The organism is Dawidia cretensis (assembly GCF_018598175.1).
In the GTDB taxonomy this organism is placed as follows: domain Bacteria; phylum Bacteroidota; class Bacteroidia; order Cytophagales; family Cyclobacteriaceae; genus Ohtaekwangia; species Ohtaekwangia cretensis.
The window spans coordinates 177143-188660 of sequence record NZ_JAHESE010000004.1 but is presented as its reverse complement, the minus strand read 5'-3'; the positions used below and the strand labels follow the sequence as shown (position 1 = coordinate 188660).

Below are 11518 nucleotides of genomic sequence, written 5' to 3'. Positions count from 1 at the left end.
AACTTTTGGTACCTTTAGCCGCATGAAGACGAAACAGGACATCGTGGAAAACTGGCTGCCCCGTTACACCGGGCAGGCGCTCAACCAGTTTGGTGAATATATACTGCTGACCAACTTCGACAACTACGTGCGCATGTTTGCCGAATGGCATAACGTGCCCATCATCGGCCAGGACCGCGCCATGCGCAGCGCCACGGCCGAAGGTATCACGATCATCAACTTCGGTATGGGCAGCCCCAATGCCGCCACGATCATCGACTGCCTCAGCGCGATCAAACCCAAGGGAGCGCTCTTCCTGGGTAAGTGCGGCGGCCTCAAGGCCAAGAACCACATCGGCGACCTGATCCTGCCCATCGCAGCGATCCGCGGCGAAGGTACCTCCAACGACTACTTTCCCGCCGAAGTGCCCGCCCTCCCTTCCTTCGCACTACAAAAAGCTATCTCCACCACCATCCGCGACCACAAACAAGACTACTGGACCGGCACCGTGTATACAACCAACCGCCGCGTGTGGGAATGGGACGAAGAGTTTAAAGAATACCTGCGCAAGATTCGCGCGCAAGCCATCGACATGGAAACAGCCACCATCTTCTCCACGGCCTTTTACAACAAGATACCCGCCGGCGCCCTCCTCCTGGTATCCGACCAACCCATGGTACCCGAAGGCGTCAAGACCGAAGTGAGCGATCTGAGCGTCACCAAAAACTACGTCGAGCTTCACCTCCGTGTTGGCATTGACTCACTGCGACAGCTGATCAACAATGGCATGACGGTGAAGCATTTGCGGTATTAACCTAACAATCAATATCTTATAAGGGAAGAAAGCGGATTACTAGCGCAAGGCTTAAGTGCGAAGCACGGAACTTGTGACTATAGCTGCCGGCAGTCTTAGTACGTTGATACTAAGCCTTCCGTATCAACTTCGTCTTCACCATAAACAAAACACCCCCTCCAACAATGAAATACAGCGCCAACGCCAGCGCGCTATACCGCATGCTCCCCGTCAGGTGATCGATAAACCCGTACGAGAATGTACCGAACACAATGGCAAGGTTATACGTAACGTCGTAGAAGCTGAAGTATGAAGCATGATCGATGGTGTTGTCGGGAATCAGCTTAGAGTATGTGGCGCGGGACAGTGACTGAATGCCGCCCATCACCATGCCGACAACAAATGCCAACGCATAAAACTGATATTCGGTCGTGATAAAATATGCGCTGATACAGATGCCGATCCAGATCATGATCATGACCGTAAGCGAATAACGATTGCCTTTGGCTTGCGACAGGCGGGCGAACAACCACGCTCCCAGGATGCCTACTAACTGAATGATGACCACGGTTGCAATCAGGCTGGTAGTTCCCAGGTGTAGTACATCGGTACCGAACAATGTGGCCAGGTACATCACTGTTTGTACACCGCCGTTATAAAAGAAAAATGCTACCAGGTAACGCTTTAGGTCCGGCTGTTCACGCAGGCTGCGCCATACTTTACGAATTTCCTGATAACCCTTCGTCCAGACACTGCCACTACCTTCCAGCTTGCGCGCCGACGCATTTTCGGGCAGCAGGGCAAAGGGTATCATCGAGAAACCTACCCACCATAAGCCTACCAGTAAAAATGAAAAGCGTGTCGCCGCGCCTCCGTTATCAAAACCAAACGTGTCAAATCCCAAAATCAAAACTGTACAGACTACCATCAATAACACGCTGCCGATATACCCCATCGAATAGCCGTTCGCGCTGGTGGCATCGTAACGGTCGCGGGTAACGATCTCCGGCAGGAAGGCATCGTAAAACACCAGGCTGCCCGAGTAGCCAATGCTGGCCAGAATAGAACAGGCAATGCCCCACTCCAACGCCGATACATTGTCAAAAAGATATAAGCCCATACACGACAGACTGCCCAACCATACAAAGATCTTCATGAAGATCTTTTTCTTGCCGGTATAATCCGCTATGCCGGAAAGCAACGGCAGGATGGCAGCGACCACCAGGAATGAGAACGAGAGTGCGTAGGAATATAGCACGGAGTTCTGCAGTGTAAAGCCCAGGAAGTTCACCTGATCCGTTCCGCTGGAAACGGCCACCTCTTTGTAGTAGATCGGAAAGATGGCCGTGATAATGATCAGGGAATACACGGAGTTTGCCCAGTCGAACATGTACCAGGCCCGTACAGTGCGGGGGTTATTCAGCGCGGCGGTGGCGGTTATGCCATTCATGAGTAATCGAAGTTTAAGCGGGAAATGACGACAGACAAACGCGGGATCGCCCTAGGGCAATCCCGCGAATATACAGTATTATCATCATTTCCAACGTATGCAGCCGCTCGGGAAGGGCGTTACGTATTGCTGAAAAGGAGGAACGCTATAATCAACGTCACGATGATATTAAACAGCTGCGCGATCAGGAACGCATATAGCGGTTTGCGGCTTTCAGCGTTGAAGAGGTCTGAGAATTTGGTTTCCAGACCAATGCTCGTAAAGGCCAGTACAAACCACAACAGCTGCACGCTTTTGAGGCTGGCACTCAGACTTTTTAACTGGTCATCCGGGAGCCAGCCAGCCCGCACGGTACCCGCTTCGGTTACCGTAGGAGACAACAACGTAAACAGCAGCGACGCCGCCAGGAAGCCCAGCACAAACTTCGGAAAGCGCTCCCAGATCACGGTCAACGTAGGCTGTTTCACGGCGTCCTGGGTTTTACCCTTGTTGGTATACGTCCAATAAACACTGATGGCGAAGGCCGCCAATCCCAACAGTACGTTTTGCGAGAACTTCACAATGGTACTGATCTTGAGCGCCGTCTCTCCTACCAGCGTTCCCGATGCTACTACTGCCCCCGTTGTATCGATGCTGCCGCCCAGCCAGGCGCCCGTAACCGCCTCCGGAAAGTCGAAGTAACGGGCAATGTATGGCATAAAGATCATCATCGGAATGGCCGTGATTAGCACCAGCGAAATGATATAGGAAAGTTTCTTGTTATCACCCTTGATGGCTCCAGCCGTCGCGATGGCTGCCGATACACCACAGATCGACACCGCGCTTGACAGCATCATGGTCAGCTCGTCGTCGAGCTTAAACTTCCTACACACCCAAAAAGCAAAGTACCACACGGACACTACGACCAACAGGGCTTGGATGAGACCGAGGGAGCCGGCTTTGAGGATGTCCGTAAAAATCACGGATGTGCCTAACAGTACGAGGCCGATCTTCACAAACATCTCGGCCGTCAATGCAGACCGAAACCATTCCGGGAGGTCAAGGGTGTTGCTCACCAGCAAGCCTATCGAGAGACTGAAGATCACGGCCTCCAGCCCCAGTCCTTTGATGCCGCTGTTGCCGGCGATCACCAGGGCGAGTATCGTCAGCACCGCGATCACCGGAAACACTTTCACAAAAGCGTTCAGCGACTTGCCTGTAAGCCAGGCACCCAACAAGCCCACGGCAAATACAAAAACAAACTGCACGAGTATCGCCGCGAGGTTGGCCCCCGTCAGCACGGTATCGCGCAGACTGGCGCCATCTTTCCAGCCATACGCCGGCGCCGGCACAAGGTAAAAGAAGCTGATGAAAATGATCAGGAAGCCAAGGGCCACGACGGCCCAATCTTCGTGTAGCGGGGTTCTTGCTTTGGCAGTTGTTGTGTTGCTCATACCAGGTGGTTATCGAATAAAAAAATATATATCTAGAAAATATCGCTTAGCGCGCGCCGCGCCGCATGAAAGCCGCACATGCCGTGTACACCGCCACCGGGCGGTGTAGAGGACGAGCAGATATAAATGCCTTTGGCGGAAGTACGGTACGGCGACAAGCGCAATGCAGGGCGCGTAAAGAGCTGCCCGAGATCGATCACACCACCGTTGATGTCGCCGCCTATATAGTTGGGGTTGTGCTCATGCATCTGCACGGTATTCATGGTGTGGCGCGCCATGATGCGATCACGGAAACCCGGGGCAAAACGCTCTACCTGCTTTTCAATGACCTCGGTCATGTCCCGTGTCGAGCCGTGGGGCACGTGGCAATACGCCCAGGCGGTATGATGCCCGGCCGGAGCGCGCGTCGGATCAAATACACTCTGCTGCGCCAGCAGCACGAACGGCTTGTCTGCATGCCGGCCGGTAGACGTCTCATATTCTGACTGGGCAATCTCGTCAAAGGTATTGCCGAGGTGAACTGTGCCCGCAATGCGGCATGCCGGCGCGGTAAAGGGCACCGGACCGTTCAGGGCCCAATCGATCTTAAAGACACCCATGCCATACCGGTAGCGTTGTAACTGCCAGGTATATAGCGACGAGAACGTATGGCCTGCTATCTGCAACAGCTGGCGTGGCGTGACATCCAGCAGCACCGCCTTCGACGACGGCAGGTCGCGCAGGCTGTTCACAAAGAAGCCGGTTTGAATGGTACCCCCAAGCGATTTAAAGTACGATACCAGCGCGTTGGCGATGGATTGTGATCCACCGACAGGCACGGGCCATCCTTTCAAATGCGCGTTGGCCATCAGCACCAACCCGATGGCCGCAGAAGAGAGGTTGCTCAGCGGTTGTATACCGTGTGCCGCCATACCGGCCCAAAGGCCTTTGCCTTGCGGTGTAGAGAACCGGCGGGAAATCGCTTTGGCCGAACGCAGCGCATGAATGCCAAACCGCGCCATGGCCATGGGGTGACGCGGTATAGAAAGCGGCCCCAGTACATCTTCGGCCAGGTCTGGCCACATGTCTGCTACCGGTTTAATCAGGTTACGATACGCTTGCTCGTCGTGGCGTAGCGCATGGGCCGTTACATCGAGTGACATATCGAGAAAAGCCTCGCTGCCGTCTTCCAACGGATGCGCTGCAGCAATGTCGGGCAGGATATAGCGCAGGCCGTGCTTCTCCAGCGGCAGCTTGCTAAAGAATGGCGACGCGATGGCGAGCGGATGTATGGCCGAGCACACGTCGTGCGTAAAGCCCGGCAATGTCAGCGTTTCCGAACGCATGCCGCCGCCCAAAGTGTCTTTTCCCTCTATCAGCAACACGGAGCATCCCGCTTGCTGCAAGGTAATCGCAGCGGCCAGACCGTTAGGCCCCGACCCAACCACGATCGCATCATATTCTGTTTTGCCCACGTCGTTACATATTTGGTCACTTTCTCCCCGCTTCCGGCTGTAGCAGTACCTCACCGGTACGCCTGACGCGCCACGCCGTGATGGGATTAAAGTGATAGCCCCCCTTGCTCCCCCCGCGGGCGTCCGAAAGCTGACGAAAAGTAGGCTGAATATAACCGGTTTCATCGATTGCACGACTCATAATTTCAGTCTCTTCACCATTCCACTGCCATATATAGCGGAATGGGGTGTGCGCCTTGTCCAGCACCGGATCCTGCAAGCGCGCGGGCGCCCAGGTTTTGCCGGCGTCGGTGCTTACCTCCACCGCCTGAATTTTGCCCCGCCCACTCCAGGCCAGGCCGCGTATTTCGATCCATCCCCTCTCCACATGTGCCGGGTACGCCGGAAACGTAATGATCGAACGGGCATCCATCACAAAACTGAACTGCCGCACGTTACCGTCGCCGATGGACTCGGTGTACTTGGAAGTCTCCTCGCGCGTCATAAACGGCTGGTTTGAGAGCTCGAGGCGACGCAGCCACTTGACACTGGTATTTCCCTCCCACCCCGGCAGCAACAGGCGCAGCGGATATCCTTGCTCAGGCCGGATTGCCTCTCCGTTCTGTGCATAAACGATCATGGCATCTTCCCAGCCCTTGCTCACCAACACACTGCGTGTCATCACAGCCGCGTCAGCCCCTTCGGCCAGGAACCAGGTGGCCGTAGATTTTACGCCCACTTCGCGAAACAACGTCGACAGCATGACACCCGTCCACTCACTTTGACTGGTCAGGCCGCAGATTTCCTGCGGCGTAAGCGTCTCGCTGCCACCGCGAAAATTCCCCGAGCACTCGACAAAGCAAATGCGCGATACCGAGGGGAAACGCTTCAATTCTGCCAGGGTAAAGATCATAGGCTTCTCCACCATGCCGTGTATCATCAGCTCATGATGCGCCGGGTCGATCTGCGGCACACCGCCGTGGTTGCGCTCGAAATGCAAGTCAGACGGCGTGATCATGCCGTAAAGCTCTTGGAGCGGCGTGCGCGACGATGTATCAGACGGTTTCTTGTGCGGCGTTTCAAACGGCGAGCGCGTGCCCAATACACCGGGTGACGTACCGAGCTTTTTTGTGGAATCCTGAATGCTTTTCTCCGCTTGGGTCACCGCCGCCTGTAGCCGCTTTCCAAACGCTGTCTGCACCAACACAACGGCCGCCGTAGCGGCCCCACCCAGCCAGGTACGCCGCTTCATCATGATACTGGTGCGTTCCGGCGCCGTTGTATTGTGCTGTATCCCTTCTTTGTCTTTCTCCATAAGCTCTTCTCGCGTTACCGTACCTCCGGGCCACCCTTGCGGTCGTCCGTCACAAACATTTCACGCGCGGGCATCACTACCTGCGGCAGGTTTTGATTGGTTAGTACAGTGGTAGAATCGATAATATTGTTGGCATGTAGCAGGAATGCCGTCAGGCTATATACTTGTTCCGGCGTAAGCGATCCGGAGCTGTCGTACGGCATAGCGCGATGTATATAATCGTACAGGGTGCTGGCGTAAGGCCAGTAATTGCCGACGGTCTTTTCTTGTTTGCCTTTGCGGGTAGTATCACCCTGAATAGAGACCAGTACGTTATAAGGCCCCTCTACACCTGTGCACCCATGACAGCGCGCACACTTTTGCCGGTATAGCCGCTGCCCCTTGCGTACCGTTCCGGAGCCCGGTGGCAGACCTTGCCCATCCGGGCGAACATCGATATCCAACGTCGCAATCTCCGCGGCCGTGGCTACGCGCCCCAACCCCGACGTTGCCGGCCAGGCGCCTTCTCCTGTTGTGATCTCGTTGTTACGAAAAAAACAGGAGGTAAGCGCGAACGCTAACACCACCACGTATAGCGCTCGTCGCCCACCTGCCTGAAAGACTGTTGGTTTGTCTCGACCAGCAATAAGTGAAGCTGGCACCGTACCTAACCCAAATAAAGAACGCATGCCAACTCCCTTACTGATTATTGATAGTCGCCTGCCGACAGCGTACTGCCCGACAGTGCGTATTGTTTGTCCTGCCTGTCCAGCACGACATACACTGAATCTTGCTTCTCATCGACGCCTTGCAAGATTACCCGTGCACCGCCGCGTTCTACCGCGTAGTGCAGCACCATGCGTTTACGATCGTCGTATTTACCCTGCTCCTTGGCAAACTCCCGGTTACGACGGGTCGAAGCCGCCTGGGTATTGATTTTTGTAACCTCGTCACCAATGTGTGTCCATGCTTTTGGGCTGATCCAATTGTCCGCATAAATGCCTTCTTTTTTTACTTCAGGCTTTTTCTTCTTTGCCAGCCGTGTCGCATCGGGGTCACCACCATCGCCGCCGGCACCTGCCGTAACGTTGCGTCGGTCGGGAATTGCTTTATACTTGTCCTGCAGGTATAATACCTGGTCCACCGTATCGGCGTAGTAATGGAACGCCCGGCGTCCGCCACCAACACCGGCCAGCTCAAAGGTGCGGTTGATATCGCGTTGCGGGTCACCGCCGCCGTTCGACAGGTCGAGGTCGGTGGGCTTGTTTACTTTAAAGGTCAGCGTCGTCCAGTTCTCCAGGGTCACTTCCGACCACCGCAGCGAGTCCAGCGGATGGTAGGCCAGCGGCTGGTTGTTTATACGAAACTCCGTCACGTTGTAATATCCGCGCAGCGCCGAAACACCTTTTGTAGAGGGCTGCTTGTACGGATCATACCAGAAATTTACCAGCTGAAGATAAAAGAGCACCACCAGGAACAGCACGATCGTCAGCGACTTGAGCCCTACACGTGCACCCTGCTGCCAGAGCTTTGCAAATGCCGGGTAGAACGTCACCAGTCGGGCCGGTTGTTCCAGGATCAACAAGCGATACAACGCCGGGATATAGTGTACCAGCAGGAAGCCCGCCAGCAATACAAAGTACGAGCTGTAAACGTGTACACCGCCGTCGTAGGCAAAGTTTACATAGACAATATCGCCCAGCGCACCGAACAGCAAGGCGGCTCCCAGCAGCGTCGTCTTGCGAAAGAATAGCAAAGTACCGGCAGCCACTTCTACAATCCCCGCAAACACCTGGTACCACGGCACGATGCCGATCGAAAGCCAGTAGATCTTCTGCGCGGTAAAGTCGCCGAAGTCGGTGTTCAGCAATGCCGTCGAGGGGTAAGGCATCTGTACCGGCAGCAGCTTCGTAAAGCCGAAACCGATGATCCCGATCCCTGCCCGGTAGCGCACAATGGCGCGCAGCCAGTAGTATAACACGTTGTACTCTTCCGGCTTCTTGCGGATGCGGTCGATCACCGTCCACACGGCCCCCAGGCCAAGCGATACCAAAAACGTTGTGATCCAGTTGGCGTAACCGGCCAGTGGACTGCCAAAGATCTCGTTACCAAAGAAGTTTAATCCCGAGCCAAACCGCGCAACATCGTACAGATCGCGGTAGTGCAGGTTGGTCCAGTCGATAGACCACACATGCTTATACCACTCCGGGCTGTTGGGAATGCTCAGGCTGATGAAGAATATAAATGCTACGCGGAAGGCAAACTTTTCGTATTCCTTCCAGGGTCGGTATGCGGTGGTACGTGAAGGCATGGCCGTGGTTTATAGTTTTAATCCTCTGCGACGACCGGCTTTGGCCGCTTCGTCCAGCAGGTATTTTTTATTGATCTTGTGCAGCTCGATGTATACCGAGTCTTTTTCCGCGGTCACACCGGCCAGCGTAATGGTTGCGGCATCCGGGCGGGCGTAGTGCAGCGTCAGGGGTTTGCTGCCGTCGCGGAAGGTCAACACGTGGTTGACCGTGTCGGCTTCATAGCGCAGGTAGTGACGACCCGTTGTGCCGGCGTACTCATAGTTCCGGTCATCGTCATTTGCGAATATTTCTTCGGTGCCGGCAGTCACCAACGGCGTCAGCTGGCTGGTGCGGATGCTGAGCGTCGCCCATTTCTCGAAGGCCACATCGCGCCAGCGTTGTGCATCGGTCGCGCTGGGCGGTATATCCCGGCCGTTGAGACGGAACGTCCGTACGTCGTAAAGACCTGCGGCATGCGCCAACCCGGGAGCTTGCGGAAATTGGTAGCCACCCTGTCGGTATGTTTGCAGGCTTTGATAGCCATACCAGCCGACAAACACCACAAACAGCACCTTCAACGACCAGCGTCCATACTGTTGCCAGCCCGGCTGGAATACCGGTTTATAGCGGTTCGGCTCCGTGGGCTGCTCGAACGATGTAAGCCGTAAGAGGCGCGGCACATCGTACGCCAGCAGGAACGCTGCAAACGTGATCAGCAGCAAGCTATATACATACTCGCCACCTTCGTACGCCAGGTTCGACATCAGCACGTTGCCCGTAAACGGCAGCACAATAAACGCTCCAATGGAAGCCGTCTTTCGGTATAACAACAGCAGCGCGGCGCCCGCTTCGACCAGGCCGAGGAACGACTGATATCCGGGCACAATGCCCGTGCTCATCGAGAAAATCTTCCAGGCACTGATGTCTCCGTAGTGAGTGTTGAGGTTACCGACCGACGGCAGCGGCATTTGTATCGGATAGAACTTGATCAATGCATAGGCCAGCAGTCCAAAAGCCAGGCGGTAGCGCAGCACCACGCGCAGGGCGTAATAAAGATTGTTATACTCTTTACGCTCGCGGTCCCAATAGCCCCAGAGCGCCGTTGCGGCGATAGCCAGGGCCGCCGCCACTCCCCAGTCGGCGAGCACGGGCACGTCGTCAAAAAAACGCGGTGTATAGCGGGCCGCATAAAATATATCACGCAGCGACAGGAAGGCGCCATCGGGCGCGAACAAGTCGCGGTAATACTTCCAGTCGAGGGGTACGATCTGGATCAGGAAGTACACAAAGAAGAAGCGGAAGGCCGTTTTCTCCCAACCTTTCCAGGCGGGTGCCTGCTCTTGCTGGCCGGCCGGCTTCACCACGGGCGAAGCGGCGTAGGCCTTGTCCCGGTGTACGGGCGCGACGGGGGTTTCTACCACGTTCATAACGATCGGCGGTTAAGGTATTGGGTTGTCTAATTATAAGGAGCGTATTGATCGAGGGTCTTGTCCACCAGCCGCTCCGCCGCCGGTATCGGCATCACGTAGCGTCCTTTATCGGTAATGCTCAGTACATCCGCTGCGCGATCGGTACGCACCAGGTCAAACCAGCGGTGGTGCTCGAACGCAAACTCCACACGGCGCTCCAGAGCAATAGCCTCCAGGACCTCCTCTTGTGTTGTCGCAGTGCTGCCGGCCAGTCCGGCACGTATCCGCACGGCGTCAAGGTCTTTTACAGCGTCGACCAGCTTCCCGTCCTGTTCCGCACGGGCTTCCGCGCGAATGAGGTATAGCTCCGCAATGCGGATCACAAAGGCCGGGTCGGAGCCGGGCTTGCGGTAGTACAGATTGTTATACCAGTTACCCGACCCGTCTTTCGCGAACAGCGTATTGCGATTACCGCCGATGGCCGGGTCATTCAGCAGCTCCACGATCTCGTCGCTGGGTGCCCACTGACGCGTACCACCATTGGCCTGTATCTGCCACGAGGAGAAGTGGTTGTTTATTTCGGTGGTACCATTAAAAAAGATTTCGAATACCGACTCCACTGAACCCCGCACCGTGGCCGGGAAAAAGAAGGAGTTATAAGGACCCGCCAATTTATAGTTGGCTTCGTCGGCAATCAATTTATCGGCATAGCCTTCTGCCAGAGCCCACTCGCGCTGGTATAAATGGTACCGCGCGCGCAACGCCCATACGGTCTTGCGGGTAGCCCGGTAGCGGTCCGTTGTTTCCGGCAGCAATGGCTCCGCAGCTTCCAGGTCGCTTAACACCTGTGCATATGCCTCCTCCACCGTACCGCGGCCGATGCCGACGTTGTCGGTCGCCACTTCTGTAGGCTTGGTAATGATCGGCACACCACCCCACACCCGCGCCAGGTCAAAGTAGGCTATTGCGCGAACGAAGTAGGCTTCGCCCAGGTATTGATCGCGCAACGCCTCCGTTAATGTAGGATCGCCCGTGATCTGCGGTACCTTGGCCAGCACACTGTTAGCCAGGTTTACCACGCGGTAGATATTCGTCCACGTATTGCTCACCGTCGAGTTCTCGGCGTTTACGCGGTGCTTTTCAAATTCACCGATCTGCGACTGCGAGCCTGTCCACTTCACGTTGCCACCAGACAGGTAGCCGATCGCTTCAAACGAAGGGCTGCCGCCACTGCTGGTGCCATTCTCGGTATACGAGGCCGCACCGTAGTAAAACTTGTTGTACATGGCCCGCACTGCTTGCTCGGCCGAGGTCTTATCAAAAATAGGGTTGGTATCGGGAATGGTCTCCTTCGGCCGAACGTCCAGGTAGTCGCTGCACGACACCGCCAGCAGTAGCGTTAGCAAGAGGCCCAGGTATATATGGAATGTTTTCAT

General features: G+C 55.6%; 9 protein-coding genes. 1 reads left to right on the top strand and 8 read right to left on the bottom strand.

What is annotated here, in order from left to right:
- The first annotated feature begins 22 nt into the window (after positions 1 to 22).
- On the top strand, positions 23 to 793 hold the full coding sequence (locus KK062_RS07115; RefSeq protein ID WP_254083573.1) for an AMP nucleosidase: 771 nt from the start codon (positions 23 to 25) through the stop codon (positions 791 to 793).
- A 109-nt stretch (positions 794 to 902) separates the two neighbouring features.
- Here KK062_RS07115 and KK062_RS07110 read toward each other — a convergent pair whose 3' ends face one another.
- The 8 genes from KK062_RS07110 to KK062_RS07075 all read right to left on the bottom strand — a co-directional run bounded on the left by KK062_RS07110 (position 903) and on the right by KK062_RS07075 (position 11518).
- Positions 903 to 2222, bottom strand: a complete 1320-nt coding sequence (locus KK062_RS07110; protein WP_254083572.1) for an MFS transporter — start codon at positions 2220 to 2222, stop codon at positions 903 to 905.
- Between the two features lie 119 nt (positions 2223 to 2341).
- Positions 2342 to 3655 carry a YeiH family protein gene (locus tag KK062_RS07105; RefSeq protein WP_254083571.1) on the bottom strand — a complete coding sequence of 438 codons (1314 nt, stop codon included), beginning with the start codon at positions 3653 to 3655 and terminating at the stop codon, positions 2342 to 2344.
- A gap of 32 nt (positions 3656 to 3687) precedes the next feature.
- Positions 3688 to 5109 carry a phytoene desaturase family protein gene (locus KK062_RS07100; protein WP_254083570.1) on the bottom strand — a complete coding sequence of 474 codons (1422 nt, stop codon included), beginning with the start codon at positions 5107 to 5109 and terminating at the stop codon, positions 3688 to 3690.
- Between the two features lie 16 nt (positions 5110 to 5125).
- On the bottom strand, positions 5126 to 6343 hold the full coding sequence (gene soxC, locus KK062_RS07095; protein WP_254083633.1) for a sulfite dehydrogenase: 1218 nt from the start codon (positions 6341 to 6343) through the stop codon (positions 5126 to 5128).
- A 74-nt stretch (positions 6344 to 6417) separates the two neighbouring features.
- Positions 6418 to 7071, bottom strand: coding sequence for a c-type cytochrome (locus KK062_RS07090; protein WP_254083569.1), 654 nt, complete (start codon positions 7069 to 7071; stop codon positions 6418 to 6420).
- 17 nt (positions 7072 to 7088) lie between these two features.
- A complete protein-coding gene (locus KK062_RS07085) occupies positions 7089 to 8693 on the bottom strand; it encodes a hypothetical protein (RefSeq protein ID WP_254083568.1) in 1605 nt (534 codons plus the stop codon).
- 9 nt (positions 8694 to 8702) lie between these two features.
- Positions 8703 to 10100, bottom strand: coding sequence for a DoxX family protein (locus KK062_RS07080; protein ID WP_254083567.1), 1398 nt, complete (start codon positions 10098 to 10100; stop codon positions 8703 to 8705).
- 29 nt (positions 10101 to 10129) lie between these two features.
- Positions 10130 to 11518, bottom strand: a complete 1389-nt coding sequence (locus KK062_RS07075; protein ID WP_254083566.1) for a RagB/SusD family nutrient uptake outer membrane protein — start codon at positions 11516 to 11518, stop codon at positions 10130 to 10132.